This is a genomic window from Rhizobium sp. 01N424, from assembly GCF_056399485.1.
In genome coordinates this window covers 1-17399 of record NZ_JBFTRK010000015.1, presented here as the reverse complement: position 1 = coordinate 17399, position 17399 = coordinate 1, and the positions used below count along the sequence as shown (strand labels likewise).

Annotated in this window: 13 protein-coding genes; 4 read left to right on the top strand and 9 right to left on the bottom strand. The window is 56.9% G+C overall.

What is annotated here, in order from left to right; all coding sequences use genetic code 11:
- Positions 1-116: 116 nt before the first annotated feature.
- The 8 genes from AC1DNK_RS26455 to AC1DNK_RS26420 form a co-directional block, all read right to left on the bottom strand.
- Positions 117-1397, bottom strand: coding sequence for a WcaI family glycosyltransferase (locus AC1DNK_RS26455; RefSeq protein WP_477944069.1), 1281 nt, complete (start codon positions 1395-1397; stop codon positions 117-119).
- Positions 1397-2353, bottom strand: a complete 957-nt coding sequence (fcl, locus tag AC1DNK_RS26450) for a GDP-L-fucose synthase (protein WP_477944068.1) — start codon at positions 2351-2353, stop codon at positions 1397-1399. The genes AC1DNK_RS26455 and fcl overlap by 1 nt, the downstream gene beginning before the upstream one ends.
- Positions 2346-3449 (bottom strand): GDP-mannose 4,6-dehydratase, encoded by a 1104-nt coding sequence (gmd, locus tag AC1DNK_RS26445; protein WP_477944067.1) that lies wholly within the window; start codon positions 3447-3449, stop codon positions 2346-2348. Before gmd ends, fcl begins: the two co-directional genes overlap by 8 nt.
- Before the next feature lie 346 nt (positions 3450-3795).
- Positions 3796-4326 (bottom strand): hypothetical protein, encoded by a 531-nt coding sequence (locus AC1DNK_RS26440; protein WP_477944066.1) that lies wholly within the window; start codon positions 4324-4326, stop codon positions 3796-3798.
- On the bottom strand, positions 4304-5179 hold the full coding sequence (locus AC1DNK_RS26435) for an exosortase/archaeosortase family protein (RefSeq protein ID WP_477944065.1): 876 nt from the start codon (positions 5177-5179) through the stop codon (positions 4304-4306). The genes AC1DNK_RS26440 and AC1DNK_RS26435 overlap by 23 nt, the downstream gene beginning before the upstream one ends.
- Before the next feature lie 63 nt (positions 5180-5242).
- Positions 5243-7561, bottom strand: coding sequence for a GNVR domain-containing protein (locus AC1DNK_RS26430; protein WP_477944064.1), 2319 nt, complete (start codon positions 7559-7561; stop codon positions 5243-5245).
- A 154-nt stretch (positions 7562-7715) separates the two neighbouring features.
- The gene (locus AC1DNK_RS26425) at positions 7716-9689 is read right to left on the bottom strand and encodes a hypothetical protein (RefSeq protein ID WP_477944063.1); all 1974 of its coding nucleotides are present in this window, start codon (positions 9687-9689) and stop codon (positions 7716-7718) included.
- 314 nt (positions 9690-10003) lie between these two features.
- Complete coding sequence (locus tag AC1DNK_RS26420) at positions 10004-11158, bottom strand: hypothetical protein (RefSeq protein ID WP_477944062.1); 1155 nt, start codon at positions 11156-11158, stop codon at positions 10004-10006.
- Positions 11159-11221: 63 nt separating this feature from the next.
- On the opposite strand from AC1DNK_RS26420, the gene AC1DNK_RS26415 reads away from it, so the two are divergent.
- Both AC1DNK_RS26415 and AC1DNK_RS26410 read left to right on the top strand, forming a co-directional pair.
- Positions 11222-12013, top strand: a complete 792-nt coding sequence (locus AC1DNK_RS26415) for a metallophosphoesterase family protein (RefSeq protein WP_477944061.1) — start codon at positions 11222-11224, stop codon at positions 12011-12013.
- Between the two features lie 414 nt (positions 12014-12427).
- Positions 12428-13672: a polysaccharide biosynthesis/export family protein gene (locus AC1DNK_RS26410; RefSeq protein ID WP_477944060.1), complete on the top strand. Its 1245-nt coding sequence runs from the start codon at positions 12428-12430 to the stop codon at positions 13670-13672.
- A 203-nt stretch (positions 13673-13875) separates the two neighbouring features.
- Here AC1DNK_RS26410 and AC1DNK_RS26405 read toward each other — a convergent pair whose 3' ends face one another.
- On the bottom strand, positions 13876-14112 hold the full coding sequence (locus AC1DNK_RS26405) for a hypothetical protein (RefSeq protein ID WP_477944059.1): 237 nt from the start codon (positions 14110-14112) through the stop codon (positions 13876-13878).
- 536 nt (positions 14113-14648) lie between these two features.
- Here AC1DNK_RS26405 and AC1DNK_RS26400 point away from each other — a divergent pair.
- Positions 14649-16070, top strand: a complete 1422-nt coding sequence (locus AC1DNK_RS26400) for a phosphomannomutase (RefSeq protein ID WP_477944058.1) — start codon at positions 14649-14651, stop codon at positions 16068-16070.
- A gap of 31 nt (positions 16071-16101) precedes the next feature.
- Positions 16102-17399, top strand: a 1298-nt coding sequence (locus AC1DNK_RS26395) for a mannose-1-phosphate guanylyltransferase/mannose-6-phosphate isomerase (RefSeq protein ID WP_477944057.1), incomplete at its 3' end; no start/stop codon positions are given.

Sequence of the window (17399 nt, the reverse complement as noted above, 5' to 3'; positions counted from 1 at the left end):
GCACTCTTCGCCGCCAACGCTTGTAGCCGGGGTCGAAGATGTCAACATTTCGGCAGCCATCGCGTGAGGGCGTGCCAGATTTGCTTTTCAGATGGCGACCGCGGACGTCACGGCGGTCATGCCGGCATCAGCAACGCCGACAACTTTTCGATTTCGCCATCTTTGGAAATCTGTTGCACGAGGCGGGCACGCGACGATTTTTGCGTATCGACCCCTGCGGCGCTGAGGCGAGTAACCGCCGCCGACATTGCGCCAACGTCTCCAGGAGGAATGACGGTTGCGGTCCCGTCCACAAACTCCGCAAGCTCCGTTCCTTCGTCAGCGGTGATCAACACCTGTTTGCCGCTCGCAAGCATACCCCCAAGCTTGGAGGGCAGAACCAGATCTGCTGCCCCGCGCTCCTGGGGAAGGACATGCAAATCGGCGAGGTTCATGAACTCGTTCAAACGAGCATAGGGCTGAAATGGCAGGAAACGAACATTGGCAAGATCGCGGCCCTTTGTAATCAGATCCTGCTTGGCGGGTCCGTCACCAGCGATCACGAAGTGAACATGTCTGTTTCCGGTGAGCTCCTTGGCAGCACCGAGAAGAACGTCCAGGCCCTGCTTGGCGCCAATGTTTCCGGAATAGAGAACCACAAAGTCACTCCCCGAGAATCCGAGCTCGGCGCGATATGAGCTGACGCTGTCCATCGGATAGATATGCGACAAATCCACCCAGTTGCGCACAACGGAAAGGCGTTCTGGAGCAACACCTTTATCAACCAGCTTCTCGGCCATCCGGTTGGAAATGGTAATGACCTTGTTGAAGCGGCGTAGCGAAAATCGCTCGAAGGCATAGCCCAGCGCCTTCAACCATCGTTTCGACCCGAGGTGGCCAACCGCGAAGGCAGCATCGACTTCCAGGTCCTGGACGTGAAGAACGGTCCGCGCACCGACAAGCTTTGCTGCAAATTGCGCTACCGGCGCGGCAATGAGCGTTGGCTCGACACAAAAAACAGTGTCGGGGCGCTTGGCGAGTATCTGATAGACAACGACCGGTGCAGACGTGATCGCGAAAGTCACTGGGGCGATGAGGCGCCAGACTCCACCCATCTTCTGCCGGAGCAAGAGAGGGCTACGAATGACCTTCATGCCAGCAGAAATCGTCGAAGAATACCGGTTCCTGTACCCTGGCTGCACGCGCCATCCAGGGTAGTGAGGCGGCGTCGTCACAACTGTGACATCTGCGCCGGCCTGCTCAAGATACTCGGCAATCTCGCCGGTGTACTTTCCAACGCCCGCGATCTCCGGCGAGAAATTCATCCCGTAGATAAGGACCTTGCCGTGACGCTCGCCAGCCGTACGATTTGAAAGTTCGGCCTCGACAGGCTCGCTTCGGTTCAACGCGACCTTCATTATACCGCCTCCCGAAACTCGCCATCTAGAAATGCGGCGTAGGCATGCGCGATTCCCTCCTCAAGGCCGATCTTGGCGGACCACCCCAGAGCTGCCAGCTTTTCGCCGGACATCAACTTGCGCGGCGTCCCGTCCGGTTTGGTGAGGTCATGCTTTATCTCGCCGGCAAAGCCGACAGCGGCGCAGACAAGGCGAGTGAGCTCGAGTATCGATATGTCTGTCCCAGAGCCGACGTTGACATGTGTGTAGTCCGAATATGATTTCATGAGATGCACACACGCATCCGCGCAATCATCCACATGCAGAAACTCGCGGCGGGGCGTGCCAGTACCCCAAATCGTCATGTCCTTTCGCTTCTCCTTGACGGCATCATGGGCCTTACGGATTAGCGCCGGCATGACATGGCTCGAGTTCAAATCGAAATTATCGCCTGGACCGTATAGGTTCGTCGGCATAGCCGATATGAAATCTGCACCATGCTGCTGGCGATAGGCCTGGCAGAGCTTGATACCCGCAATCTTGGCTATCGCATACCACTCGTTCGTGGGTTCGAGAGCGCCGGTCAGCAAGGCTTCCTCTACGATCGGCTGGTCAGCAAATTTGGGGTAGATGCACGACGATCCAAGGAACAGGAGCTTTTCGACGCCGACGCCATTCGCCGCGTGAATGACGTTGGCCTCCATCATGAGGTTATCGTAGAGGAAGTCAGCCGGATAGGTCTGGTTTGCCAGGATACCGCCAACCTTGGCAGCGGCAAGGAAAACGGCATCAGGACGGTGATCCTCCATCCATGACTCGACTTCGGCCTGACGCTTGAGATCGACTTGACTGCGAGACGCAGTCAGGATTTCGCAATCTTCCGAAGCAAGGCGCCGCACAAGAGCAGAGCCGACCATACCGCGATGGCCTGCAACGAAAACCTTCTTGCCCTTCAGACTATAGACCGCTTCAGGCATGAGTGAAGCTCTTGAGACCGTTCAAGGTCGGCACGTTGCGGGCCATAACCTTGAGATCTTCCCTGACCATCTCGGCCACAAGCTGATCGAGTGTTGTCTCATGGTGCCAACCGAGATGCTTGTGGGCTTTGGCTGGATTGCCAATCAAAAGATCGACCTCGGTCGGACGGAAATAGCGCGGATCAATCTGAACGACGCACGCACCACTGCTGGCGTCGTAGCCTTTTTCATCCACACCCTCGCCACGCCATTCGATCTGGATCCCGACCTTGCTGAAGGACTTTTCCACGAAAGATCGCACCGTATGCGTCTCACCGGTCGCAAGAACGTAATCGTCAGGCTGGTCCTGCTGCAGCATCAGCCACATTCCGCGGACATATTCCCGTGCATGCCCCCAATCGCGCTTGGCATCGAGGTTGCCGAGATAAAGCCGATCTTGCAGGCCGAGATGGATTGCTGCGGCTGCACGCGTGATCTTGCGCGTGACGAACGTCTCGCCACGGATCGGGCTTTCGTGATTAAAAAGGATCCCGTTGGACGCGTGCATTCCATATGCTTCGCGGTAATTCACGACAATCCAGTATGCGTAGAGCTTGGCTGCCGCATAGGGCGAACGCGGATAGAATGGGGTCGTTTCGCTTTGCGGAACTTCCTGGACCTTACCGTAGAGTTCAGAGGTTGAAGCCTGATAGAAACGCGTCCGGTTGGCCATCCCAAGCAGCCGGATCGCCTCAAGCAGGCGCAGGGTACCGGTGCCATCGGCGTTCGACGTGTATTCCGGCGTTTCGAACGAAACCTGGACATGGCTCTGAGCTGCCAGGTTGTAAATCTCGTCAGGCTGGGTTTCCTGCACCACACGAATAAGGTTGGTGCTATCTGTCATGTCACCGAAGTGCAAAATAAATCGCGGGTCTTCGACATGCGGGTCTTCGTAGAGATGCTCGATACGATTGGTATTAAACGACGATGAGCGGCGCTTGATGCCGTGGACGGTGTAGCCCTTGTTGAGCAACAATTCCGCGAGGTAGGCTCCATCCTGGCCAGTAACGCCAGTAATAAGCGCTACTTTGCCATTGCTCGCAACTTTATCAGTCATCACATCCCTCGGTTGAAGCTATTTCTGAATATCTTTGAACGTGCGATTCAAGATCGCGGTGAGCAGCTCAAGCGCTAATTGCTGCATTGCATGAATTTTACCTAGCCCACCACCGGTTATCGGGCAACAATTTTGTGCCAATAATGCTCGCTTTAGTTAATTGCACAGTTATTGATCAGAATAATGACGCGCACCCCGTGGTAAACGTGACAAATTAATCAACTGCGTCGCACTCAGTTCGTATTGGCCCAGAAATGGACGTTGCTATCCGTGGGGCCGCATCAAAGGTTTTCTTTGGAGAGGCCTTTTTCGAAAGGAATGACTGGCGAGGACGTTTGGGAACCACTCAATAGTCCTCGTTTTCCTGATGCATTAGAACTGCTACCCGAGAATAAGGAACGGGCTTCAGGCCGCTCCAGTCGATGCTTTTGACGTCGCACTCGTCTGAGGCAACCACCGCAACGACCGGGCTATATCCGGGCCCAAGTCCGGCATGGGCCAAGGCAAAGCTGGAGTAGAATTCGAAGAGCGGCTTCCACCGGGGCTGGTTGTCGTAATAGACCTTGCTGTCAAAGACGAAATAGAGCTTCTGGCCAGCAACGACGCTCGTGCGAACGGTCTCCTGATGCCAGCCTTGTTCTGACACCGGGATCACATAGAGGAGGCAACTATCCTTCTGGGCCATCACCGCAGTGCGGCCGGCGAAGGTGCTCAGTCCCGCGAGCTGGAACCCCTGCCCCTCAATGAGCTTTCCGGCTGTGAGCGCAATCTCATTCCCGCTCGGACGCATGACGGACGCAGCTACGAATGTCTTGATCGACAACGTCAACGCCAGCGCAGAGACAAGTACAATGCTAAACTGACGCAGATTTGCCACGGCCAACCCCGTAATTGCAGATGAGCACCACGACGATGAGTGAGGCCCATGAAGCGGCCGAAGACCCTATCGGTCCATGAAGCAGATCGAAATGCTGCGGGAAATATCCGATCAAGGAAATGCGAAAGATGTTGATCGACATGACCGCCAGACAAGCGAGCGCGCACCAGAGGGTATTGCCCGGCTTCCAACGCGTATCGGTTGCTTGCGTGAAGAGAACCCAGCAGCAAAGTGCAAGTGACACGTTGGCCATGGAGGAGCACGGAGCAGCGATCTGCATGTAGCCCGCGCCATTCGGCATCGCGACGACGTTTGACACGCGCGTAGTGCCGGTAATGCTCGCGACGATCGAAGCATCGATCGCCAGAAAGAAATTCGAAAACACGCTGAAAAGCTGCTTGCTCCAAAACATTGGTACTGTCACCGCCAGCATCACCCAGCCCATATGCGTCTGCGCGCGCTGTCTGCTCGCCCAGATAAAGTAGATCGCAGTTGCACTCATGACCGGCCAGGTCAGCGGGCTGAGCGGCAGGAAGCAGGCGACAATCGCCGCGACTGTGACAGCTTTGTCAGTTGCGGTCAGCGGCTCGGGCTCGACGCTACGGGCAAACTTGAGCCCAAGATACAGCCCTCCCCAGACGATGACACTCACTTCGAATGTATTCAGTATCGAATAGATGAGACCGTCGCGAGCGATGCCGCTGAAGATCTTCGACAGCAAGGCGTTCGCTGCAAGAAGCGAAAATGTCAGCGTCAGGACCTGCGCACGATCGAGTCCGAAGGTCGTACCATCGGCCCGACGGATCCCGCCCACTGCGCTCGCATCACCCTGGATCTGACCAGCTGTGGCCATTTTTCAAACCTTCTCGATATAGCTTAGGGGTAAGGAGCCGGCAGCAACCGCCGGCCGCGCGTCTTAGTTGGCTGCGCCAGAGAAATACTTGTCGCTATATTTCGCATATTGCGACGAGCCCTGATATGCGCCGTATCGTCCGAGCCGTCGAAGGTCCACTTTGTTGAGCACGACGCCAAGGGTCTTATCCGCCATTTGCGGATGGTTCTGTATGAACTCGCGAACGAGCTTGCGCGGCGTCTTGCCCCAATGAGCCACGAAGAAGTAACCATCAACGATCGAATCTGCGGCGACCGCATCCGTTAGGGCGCCGACGGGTGGAAAGTCGATGACGATCACGTCGTATTGTCGGCGAAGGAGCTCGATAAGTTCGTGAGCCCGGGTGCTGCCGAAAATGTCATTGGCCTGACGACGCTTAGTGGCGCCTGGCAGGAATTGCAGTCCGCTCTCCTGCTCGTATGCGACCACATCGCCTCCGCTCGCCTGGCCGTTCAGAACATCGATGATTCCGAATTTCGGATTGCCGAGCAGGCTGTGCGTCAGGCTGGGATTTCGAAAGTCGCCATCGATCAGGATCGTTGAAGCTCCCTGGAGGGCGAGCGACGAAGCGAGGTTCTTGGCAATGGTCGATTTGCCCTCGTCTGGGAACATCGAGACCATACCGATGACAACACCCTTCTTGCGCGGAAACTCAACTCCGATCTTCGTTCGCAGGGCGCGAATAGCTTCAGAAAACTGCGAGAAAGGCTCGTTGACGACTTTCTGAAGGAAACCGTCAATGCCAAGCGTCAAGCGCCGCGTGTCAGCGGCTGCAAGCTTGTTGTCGGGCACCTTTCTAACCGCCTCTGTTGCGCGCAAGATCGGAACATTGGCAATGAAATCGAGGCCGAGTTCGTCACGCACCTGTGCAGCAGTACGGAAACCACGGTCACGCCATTCCCTGAAGAGCCCGATCGCACAGCCGAGAAGCCCCCCCAAGATAATCGCTGCAAGAAGTGTCAATAGCTTCTTGGGGCTGCTTGGGACAAGCGGTATCGATGCATCGCTGATGACGCGCGCATCGGTTACTGGGAACGACTGCTGTTGCTGGAGCTCCTGCGATTTCTGCAGGAAGGTCGAATAAAGTGTCTTGAGCGTGTCCGATTCCTGCTCGAGCGCTCGCATCTTCACCATCGCACTGTCATTGACAGTGCTCGCCTGGCGAAGTTGGTCAATCGTGTTCTGGATGCTTGCAACTTGCGCCTGGGCAATGGCCACATCGCTCTTATAACCGGGAAGAAGATTCGTAAGTTCCCCAAAGATCAGCTTTGTATATTCGTCCATGTCCTTGCGAGCCTTGACGGCTGCCTGGTGGGTGGCGCCATATCGCGCGGTAATTTCGCTAGCAAGCTTGGAGGACTCCAAATACTTGGACCTGAGAGCGGCAACATTTGGATTGCTCATGGACTCTGTCAGGCTTCCGTCGAGATCCTGTGTATCGATGATTTGCTTCAGCCGCTGATAACGGGCGCTCGCGGTATCAAGTGCGGCGCGGGCCGATGTAAGCTGGGTCGTGGCGTCGGTCAGCGACTGCTCATCGATGAGGCGGCCGGATGCAGCAATAAGATTGTTATCGGCCCGATACTTCTGCACAGCCTCGTCGGCGGCCAGCGAGCGGGCTTTCAAATCGCGAATGCGCTCTTCCATCCAGTTCGTCGCCCGGCGGGTAGAGTCGAATTTCGAATCGAGCTGGTCTTCGAGATAGGCATTTGCGTACTGGCCGGCAATCGACTGGGCAAGCACGGGATCAGGGTCGGTGTAATCCAACGCGAACACGTAGGTGCGGCCGACGCGCTGAACATTCATTCTGCTTTGGAGAATGTTGGTCGCAATCAAAAGCCGGAGGTTTTCGGGCAGATCCTTGATTTCCACCGGCTTCTCAGCGCCCGTAACCTTGCGGATTACGGTGCGGACGGCGCCGGTTACCTTTTGCACTCCTTCCGAAAGCGCTGAACCGGCAGGATCGATGAAAGCAGGGTTGTTTTGAAGTCCAAGACGCTGTGCAACGTTTGCCGCGAGCTTGTCGGAGGTTAGGATCTGCAACTGACTGTCGACCGCCCCCGTTTCGAAGGTCAGTGAGCCTTCAAGCGCGGTCGTCGCCGTCATGCCGACCTTCTTGGCATCGATCAGGATGCTCACCGAAGACGTATAGGAAGGGATCGCCTGCATCAAATACACGAGACCAATAAGGCCCATCGCAATCACACATCCGGCTACCACCCAAACCTGACGCCTTGCAGCGCCGAGAAGGTCGAATCCAGAAAGTGGATTCTGGAACGCCCGCTGGGGACGGTCTGAATCCTCGAGGTTGGTTCCAAACTGAAATTTCGGCTGGTTAAGCATCGCTAGGAGGCACCCCGGTTCGTGATTTCGACCATTTCGATCTGCGAGAAAAAACCCGAGCGCCTCCCGCGATCAGTAAGAATCTCGTCAGCATAGCTGTAGCTGAATGATAGTGGCGTCAGAGTTACGTTGTCCAATGCCAAAATCAAATTCGTCATTTTCTATCATTGGCACTTGCATCGAGCTTCAATACAACCGGGAGCTTATAGGGCTCACGTGTCGCCGCGATAATATCCTGGATTGGCGTAACATCTGATGTCGTCGCAACGAGATCAAAAATCTTTGGCGTATTGATGAACGAGACGGCAGCGAAGACGAACTTGTTTCGGATTGCGGGCGACGGAATCTGCGCCAGGATAGCGGGCATGTTCGCCGATAAAATCTTCTTGAGTTCGTCGGGCGTTTTATTGTTTGCCTTGGCTGCCTGAACTAGAAAGCGATCGAAGATTGAGGCGTTTTCGAATGACAGACGGAAGTTCTGCAAACCGCCTGCCATGATCTCCGGGCCAAGCGCACTTCCCGGATGCTCAATACCATTGCGGGTTACGCCGGTCAGCGAGCCGGAAAGATTGATCGTTCCCATCTCGGCGCCTGCAATCTGTATAGTGTCGAAGGCCAGCGCTGAGGCCGAATCCTGCCAGGCCCCGGAAATATCGACCGACAGATCGACGTTAGTGTAGCCGAAGTCGCTCAGCAGCTGCCGTAGACCGGCATTGGTGATCTGTGCAACAGGAAAGCGAACATGCTGAATGCTCGCCTTGACGTTCGTTGGCGTCGTTCCGATGAAATAGGACATCGAGGCATCGAGCTGATCGAAGCCATAAGTCATGCCGCCTGCGTTAACATCAAGCCCGTCCGCCTTGACGCTTCCAACTGTCGGGATAGCAATGGGAAGCGGACCTGCGTCCGCACTGGCACCAGGCGCCGGCAATGGAAGGTTTATATCGCCAAGCTGGAGGGCGCGAACGTCGATCGTTCCACCTGCGTCGGTGATCTTGAATGCGCTGACGCCTAGTTGGTCAACATGCGTCGCGGTCAGGTTGGAAAATGCTGCCGAGCCGGCGGAGATCGATACATTGCCGTTTTTGTTCGGCGCATTGACCGCCAGATTTGCAAGGCTCGCTTTTTCGAAGACGAAAGATTGGCGGACGGCGGTAGATATCGTCTGGGCGTCCCCGGGATTGGCCCGCAGGTAGTTTGGATCACGGGCGACGTTATCGAAGATCGCCGTTATATTTTGCGGGAACTGCCGAACCTTCAGGGCTCCAAGATCAGCACTGTCGACTGAAATTGACACGGGCCCATTCTTGAACACGAGGCCTTTCAAAGTCACGGCCTCAATAAAATTGCTCCAGGGCTTTGCTGCGCCCGCTGCAAGATAGGCACTTTCGTCGAAGAGCCTGATATAGGCAGCAATATCGACATTCTTCACCGCAAACTCGTTGGCGGTAAGACCGATGCTGTCAGGCGGTGTATTCGGCGTGGCCGGTCCTGCGCCGTAGAAAAATCCGCTCAGATCGAGGTCAGATATTTTGCCTGCTGCAACACCTGAAAGCGAGAACTTCTGCGCCTTAACGCCTGCGCCAGCGGCAATGTCCGTGGCGACTATGCTTTCAATCGAAGCCCTCGACAGGATGGTCAGGAAACCGATCTGACTTGTGATCGGGCGCTCAGGGTCGGCCTTGAAGCCGCCGATACTCGGGAGGTAGCTCTTCCCCGCCTCAATATGTGCGAATGTTAGCGCGCTCGGGGCTCCCTTGACGCCAAATGCGAGCTCCTCACCGGCCGCAGCGCTGAATTGATATCCATCGTTGGCCGCTGCGAACCCGGTTAGCGACAGCTTGGCGAGGCTGATCTCAGCACTTGGGGCGTTGGGCGCACTCGCTGCTGGCTTCGAAGTGATCACGAGATTATTGACGGTCAGCGCTTCAGACGCCGGATCGAACTTCATCTCTCCAAAGCTTACTTTTGTACCGTCGTTTTCGAACGACTTCAGCCATTTGCGAAAATCAGCCTCGCCATTCGACGGCTGAGAAGTTGACTGCTGCGCGATCGCCATCGACGGCAATATCGCTACGAGCGGCGCCGCCAGCATAGAACCCAGTACCACAGTTGACAGCAAGCGCATCCGATACTCCAGGTTCCCGCATGTCAAATCGCATCTCTTGCCCAACATGGGCGATCGACAAGATGCTTGGACATTTACTGCTTCGTTCAATGTATGACCAATCGAGATACCGCTTCACGCCTAAGTCATAAGGTAGCGGCCTTATATTTCATTTTTTTCGATGGTGCTTGAAATTGGCTTTTTTAAGTTAATTCAGGCCAGTACGAAGTATAGCGACAAAGCAATCTGAAGATTGTAAGTCGAAACGGGGCGCCCGGCATCAAGAGATGCGGGCGCCTGCGCAAGCTTAACGGGCCGTGCTCAGAAATATCTGACTAAAAGGCGACTGCCCCTGTCGACCTGCGCCGATACCGGAAAGCGATGTAGCTGCAGAGCGCAAAGAGGGGAAGAAGCCCTGCGCCGGCGTCTGGCCCGGGGACCGCGATGCGCGATGCACCGGAAATATTATTGGCTGCAAATAGCAGAGCGCTCGCAGCCGACGGGAAGCTGATATGGCGTCCTGCGCCTCCTCCACCGCTCGCTTCGCCGTTCAAGCCGGCGGTAGCAACAGGATCAGCATCACCGTTGACCGGAGAGCCAAGGCCTGCACTTGAACTGGCCGCCGCCGGCGACACGGCGGTCGTCGCAACGACTTCGCCGTTCAGCGCCTTGCATGTGACTGCCACACCGCCATTTGCGTTGACCGACACGCCGAAGCTCGTCGAAATGGCCTGGTTGGTCCGCGCACTCGTAGCCGATGCTGCAGCGACGCTGCTCAGGATCGTCCGCGCAAGATCGCGAGCCGCCTGCCCTTGCGCCGGCGGTGACGCCGGATTGTTGGCAGCATTCATCAGAGACGCGGTCGTCGTGCAGAGCCCCAGGCCCACTGCAGAGGCTTCCTCGTTGGTTGTCGACTGCACCGCGTAATTGATAACCTGCGGAAGTCCGGTCGGGCTCGTCAGCACGTAACCCTGGGTCACGCCCGGAATGCGACCGGCATCACCTGGCGTATTCTTCAACAGCGTTTCGAAATTGCCGTTGGAAGCTTTCAGCGCATCATCGGATAAGCGTTTTGATATAAGCTCGGCAGGCAAAGTCCATCCAGCCGGAACTTCGGTCGTCGCGGCAGGTACGGCAACAGCCGCTGGCGCAGCAGACGATGGGGTAACAGGGGTGGTCTGATCAGCAGCAGGCGTCGTTTGAGCATGAGCACCCGGCGAAAATACCAGCCCTAGCGACAAAGCAATCGCGCCAATTCGAAAATGAYCCATCCCAAGCCCTCTAAAGAATACGCAATACAGGTTACTTCTTTTGGCTTGTATGGGGCTTGTCATCAAAAGTAAACAAGGTCTTAACGGAGAGGTTAATGCCACAATCCGTTTTGCACCGGCAAGATTCCAACCAACCCAAAAAAGGTCAGTTGCGGCAAGACCGGCATTTGGACTGCCCATAAGATAAATTACCGCGCTATTCTCAGCCTTTCTTAACATCGAACCGCCAGGCTGGCAGCGACAAAAAAAGGTTAAAAGAGAACAGAAGGACAGAGTCGGGCAATGAAATGGTTGCTTGGTGGTTTACGCCGGGAGAGCTCGCTACCTGCTGCGGCAGAGCAGCGCCGATGGCGAATGGAGCTTGGCACCGAAGAACCGGAATTCGCCATTTATGCAATCGGCGATGTCCATGGCTGTCTGGATCTCCTTCGCGCCGCCGAGGATAAGATCAGCCGTGAGGTGCAGCGAACGAAGGTGGCAGGTCTCATCGTCATGCTTGGCGACTATGTCGATCGCGGCCCTGATTCGCGTGGTGTACTTGATCACCTCTCGAAGGCACCGGATTCCGACATCCGCCGCATCACGCTATGCGGCAATCACGACGATATGTTCTTGAGGTTCCTTGATGAGCCGAAAGCCTATGCAACCTGGCTTGAGATGGGCGGGCGCGAAACGCTGACCTCATACGGTATTCCAGGTGCTTACGTTTCGATCGATGGCAGGGATGACGCCGATCAAATCAGACAGCAGCTCGCATCTGTGGTTCCGGAAAATCACCGCACGCTGTTGGCGCAGATGCCCGTTAGTCTTCAAATTGGAAGCTATCTGTTCGTGCATGCCGGCATTCGCCCCGGCGTCCCGCTCGATGCCCAGTCCGACAAGGACATGATGTGGATCCGCGAACCGTTTCTCTCTCGTGGTCCGCAATTGCCGATAACCCTCGTCCACGGGCACACCCCCGGCCATGCCGCCTCCTACGGTCCTGGACGGATAGGCATCGATACGGGCGCATATGCCAGCGGCAAGCTCGCCGTTCTCAAGCTTTACCGTGGCGAAACCAGCCTACTCGACTGAAATCGTGTTGAAGTTCATCTGGTCGCCACTGATAATCGCGATCTCCGACTGCGCGGCGAGTGTTAACAAATCTCGCGCAGGATGGCGAACGGCCTTAGATTTGTACAATCTTCCAGCGAGAAACTGTGTCAAATCTGCCACGCAAAGCATCTTTGACTCAGGGCCGGAAGACACGACTTGCGTTTTGATTTAAACGCCACAGCGGTCGTAATTTAAATGCGTGACATTTTTGCTTTCCGCCCAGAAAAAGTCGCGGGAACTGTTCGAAGCCTTTTCAAATTAGATTGGATTCGACCAGGCTTGTTAATAATGAGGCAGTACAAGTCAACGCTCGTTGCTGCTGGTTGAGGGACATAACCAGTTTCGCGGTGCAGGCTTGTGTACAGGGTTAAAGCATTGCAAGTGAAGGGGACTATGGTGTTCTATCTCCCGAAATACGCAGCACGGGCGAGCGTGGTTCTCATGACGAGTGTCGCGCTGGCAGGCTGCCAGGGGTTTTCCAAAGAAGGCCCGACAGCACAAGAGATTAAATCAAAAGCTGCAGTCACAGTCCCCGGGGCAAACACTAAGACTATCTTCGATTATGTTCTGATCGACGTCGATGGCAACGCGGTAAACGAGTTCGGAACCCCACCCAAAACCTCTCTGTTCGGAACGTTTGGCAACGCGCGCAGCATCGCGCCGCAGTTGAAACTTGGCGTAGGCGACATCGTCCAGGTTACCGTCTTTGAAGCCCAGACGGGCGGCCTGTTCATTCCGACAGACGCCGGCGCACGCCCTGGCAATTTCGTGACATTCCCGTCGCAGCAAATCGACGGCCAGGGCGACCTGAACGTGCCCTACGCAGGCCCGATTCGCTTCGCTGGCCGCTCAGTCACCGACGTTCAAAACGAAATTGCTGATAAGCTGTCGAACCGCGCCATCGAACCACAAGTTATGATAACGCTCGCCAACCAGCGGTCGAGCCAGGTCTCTGTCGTTGGTGATGTACGCGCGGCCTCCCGTATAGACATCAATCCGGCCGGCGATCGCATCATTGACGTCCTAGCGCGTGCAGGAGGTCCCGCAAGCCCTGGCTACGAGACATACGTCACGCTTGAACGTGGCCGCAGCAAGTCGACCATGTTCTTCGACGACATCCTCGCCGATGCCAAGGAAAACATTTACATCCACCCGGACGACACAATTTACCTCTACCGTGAAGCTATGAGCTTCCTTGCCTTCGGCGCTACCAATTCGGGCAACACTGGCGCGTCTACGAAGATCGATTTCGGATCCTCAAAGATCTCGCTGGCTGAGGGCATCGCAAAGATGGGCGGCCTCGACGACACGCGCGCCGACGCGAAGAAGGTATTCATTTATCGCGTCATGAACCGCAAGCAGCTTGCCGCTGCACATATCGACTTGAAGCGTTTTGCCGCTACGCAGGACCAGATCCCGGTCATTTTCCAGATCGACTTCCGCAATCCGAGCGCCTATTTCGCAGCCCAGAACTTCTACCTGTCTAACAAGGACATCCTCTACGTCGACAACTCGGGCTCGTATGAGCTTTCGAAGTTCCTCTCGCTCATCACCAACGTTACATCGACGGTCACGAGCGGCGCCAACGCGGTTACGGCTGTTCGCAGTGGTCACGATGCAATTCGCAACTTCGACTGATAGTCGCAGAAAGTCTGGTACGGAAAGGCGGCTTAAAGCCGCCTTTTTTGTTTGTTCGTGTTGCGCGCGAACCCCCATCTTCCATTGCGGAACCCTTCGCACGAAAGCGCGGCGAAGTGCGCGAGCCCGGCGGCTAACGCGAACTCCAAAAAAGCGAGGCCGCAATGCTGCGGCCTCCACCTGCAGTAAACTGTCGATCGCTCTTAAGCAGACGGTGCATCTTCTTTGCGGCGTCGCTTCATCCAGAAGACAAGGCCGCCGGCCGCAGGCGCTCCGAGGCCAGCACCAGCCTCCGGCCCGGGAACAGCTGCGATTGAAGCCGTTCCTTCGATCGTCCCGTTGTTGACGCCACTCGCCGACCATCTGATCCGGTAGTCCCCGGCCGCAAGCGTCACGAGGTTCGTAGAACCACCGCTGATCGAAACAACCAGCTTGCTCACGACACCGAGTTCAACAATTCGGCCGTCATTGTCCCGCCGACGTTGCTCGACGAATGGGGGCCGACGGTCAACGTGAAATCGTGAGGCCAGGGAGGGCAGTTGAAAATATCGGAAAGGCCGTTCGGTGGGTTGACACCATTGCCAGGGTGGCCACCTACCTGACCTTGCACCGGACCTATTTCGATGGGAGTTGCAGCAAATTAAATTGAGGTCGTCGCGAGCATCAGGGCTCCGACGGCGGCGAGAGACTTTAATCTGATATATTCGCCCTCTAGATGACTAAGCGCACGCCTAAAGAAGTGTCACAAATATTAGAACGAGTTTATGCTACCAAAAGGTTCAGGACCATGATCCGGAGTCGGAGAGAAGGACTTAAGCGTTTACAGATGAGCTACCGGCTGTTCTCAACCTTAATTGTATTTCTTTCACTAGAAGACGTCGAAGCAATCCATGGAATTTAACTATACCGAATTTTTCCAGATTTACTGCAGCGCATGGTTTGTCTATGTCGCAAGTATATCAAGTCGGAAAGTTCGATGAAGTTTGGAACAAGTGGACTGCGCGGCCTCTCCGCCGATCTCAAGGGACGGGCCTCGGCGCTCTATGCGGCGGCCTTCGGCCATTACCTACTGGAAAGCGGGCGCGCCGGGAACGGTGACCTCATCCTGCTCGGCCGCGATTTTCGCGATTCCAGTCCCGAGATTGCGGACAACTGCACTGCCGCGCTGACCGCGCTCGGCTTCTGCGTCGCCGATTGCGGCACCGTCCCGACGCCGGCCCTCGCCCTCTTCGGCCTGCAGCACAAGGCCGCGAGCCTGATGATCACCGGCTCGCACATTCCCGCTGACCGCAACGGCATCAAGTTCTACCGGCCGGACGGCGAGATCGATAAGGCGGACGAAACGGCAATCTCGGCCGCCGCCGCGAGCCTTGACGCTACCTTCACCATGCCGGCCTCTACGGCAGCCGCCGAGGACCAATCAGCCGCCTGCGCCGCACTGTTCAATGCCCGCAACGCCAGGATCCTGCCCGCGAATGTGCTGCAAGGCCTGCGCATCGGCGTCTATCAGCACAGCACCGTCGCCCGCGACATGCTGATTGATATCCTTGCTCACTACGGCGCCACCGCAGTCCCGCTCGGCCGTTCTGAAAGCTTCATCCCCGTCGATACCGAGGCCGTCTCGCCTGAGACCATCGCGCTTCTCAAGCGCTGGGCTCCGGCCGAAAAGCTCGATGCCATCGTTTCCGCCGATGGCGACGGCGACCGGCCGCTTGTGACCGACGAAACCGGCACTCCGCTGCGCGGCGACCTGCTTGGTCTCATAGCCGCAAAATTCGTCGATGCCGCCGTCGTGGTGACACCTATCACGTCGAATTCCGGCATCGAGGCGGCAGGCGCATTTTCCGTCACCCGCACCAAAGTCGGCTCACCTTTCGTCATCTCGGGCATGCTCGATGCCCGCGCCTCAGGCAAGGACCGGGTGATCGGCTTCGAGGCCAATGGCGGCACGCTGACTGGCTCGACTTTCACAGTGAATGGAGCAGCGCTCGCCCCACTACCGACGCGCGATTGCTTCCTTCCGATGCTGGCGGTTCTGTCGTTGGCAGCCTCCGAGCGCAAGCCGCTCTCGGCAGTCGCCGGCGCCTTCGCGCTTCCCGTTGCCGCTGCGGACCGGCTGGAGAATTTCCCGGTCAAGACCAGCGCCAAGCTGATGGCCTATCTTCGCCATTCTCCTGACAACCTGTCCGAATTCCTGAGCCCGATCGGCGCGCCTGCATCAACCAGCAACATCGATGGCCTCAGGGTAACGCTTAAGGATGAACGCGTCATCCACTTTCGGCCCTCCGGTAACGCACCGGAAATGCGGTGCTACGTGGAAGCAGTGGACGACGCGGCCGTCAATGAATTGTTGCGCTCAGGGCTAAGCCGCATCAGGCAATGGGTCATGGCAAACTGAACCGACAAAAAAAGACACAAGGAAGAGTTTTATGGCAAGCAAGATCGTTCCCGTGATCATGGCCGGCGGCAAGGGCACGCGCCTTTGGCCGCTGTCGCGCGCATCGGCGCCAAAGCAATTTATCCAGTTCATTGGCGACCGGACGCTGTTTCAGGAGACGCTGGCGCGCGTTTCCGATCCCGCTCTCTACGAGGCGCCCGTTGTTCTGACCAACGAGGAATTCCGTTTCCTGGTGGCCGAACAGGCCCGCGAACTCGGCCACGAACTGAAGGCGATCCTGCTCGAGCCGTCGGCCCGCAACACCGCTCCCGCCGTTGCCGCCGCCGCCGTGCTGATCGCCGATCTCTTCGGCAAGGACACGCTGATGCATGTCCTCGGCTCCGACTACGAGATCGTCGCGGACCAGAGCTATTTCGATAGCGTCCGCGCCGCTGAAGCGACCGCCGTCAAGGGCAAGCTCGTCACCTTCGGCATCGAACCGTCCGAGGCCGCAACCGGCTACGGCTATATCGAAGGTGGTGAGACGCTTCCGACCGGCGCACTGACCGTCAAGCGCTTCATCGAAAAGCCACCGCTGGCCAAGGCTGAGGAGATGCTGTCTGCGGGCGGCTTCTACTGGAACTCCGGCATGTTCATGTTTCAGGTGTCCGCTCTGCTCTCCGAAATGCGCAGTCGTGCCCCCGAAGTGGCTCAGGCCACAGAGGAAGCGGTTCTGAACTCCGTCCGTGATCTTGACTTCATCCGTCTCGACGCTGCGTCCTTCGCCAAGGCGCCGAACATCTCCATCGACTATGCGATCATGGAAAAAACGGCCAACGCCGCCGTCGTCCCCTCGCCCTTCAAGTGGTCGGATCTCGGCAGCTGGGACAGCGTGTGGAAGTCAGGCAATCGTGACGAGCATGGCAATGTCGCCACCGCCAACACGACGCTGATGAACAGCCGGAACTCACTGGTCATGACCCACGGTGTCCACCTCGCGGTCCAGGGCATGGACGACATCGCTGTCATCGCCAGCGAAGACGCCGTCTATGTCGGCCGCCTGCAGGACAGCCAGAGCGTCGGCGATATCGTCAAGACGCTGGCCGCACGGCCGAAGACCGTGAAGCTCACCGAAACGCACCCAACCTCCTACCGTCCGTGGGGTGGTTACACCTCGATCTTCAATGGCGACCGCTTCCAGGTGAAGCGCATCTTCGTCACGCCGGGCAAAAAACTCTCGCTGCAGAAGCACCATCACCGCTCCGAGCACTGGATCGTCGTCAAGGGCACTGCCGAAGTGACGATCGGCGAGAATGTGCAGATGCTGCGTGAAAACGAGTCGGTCTATAT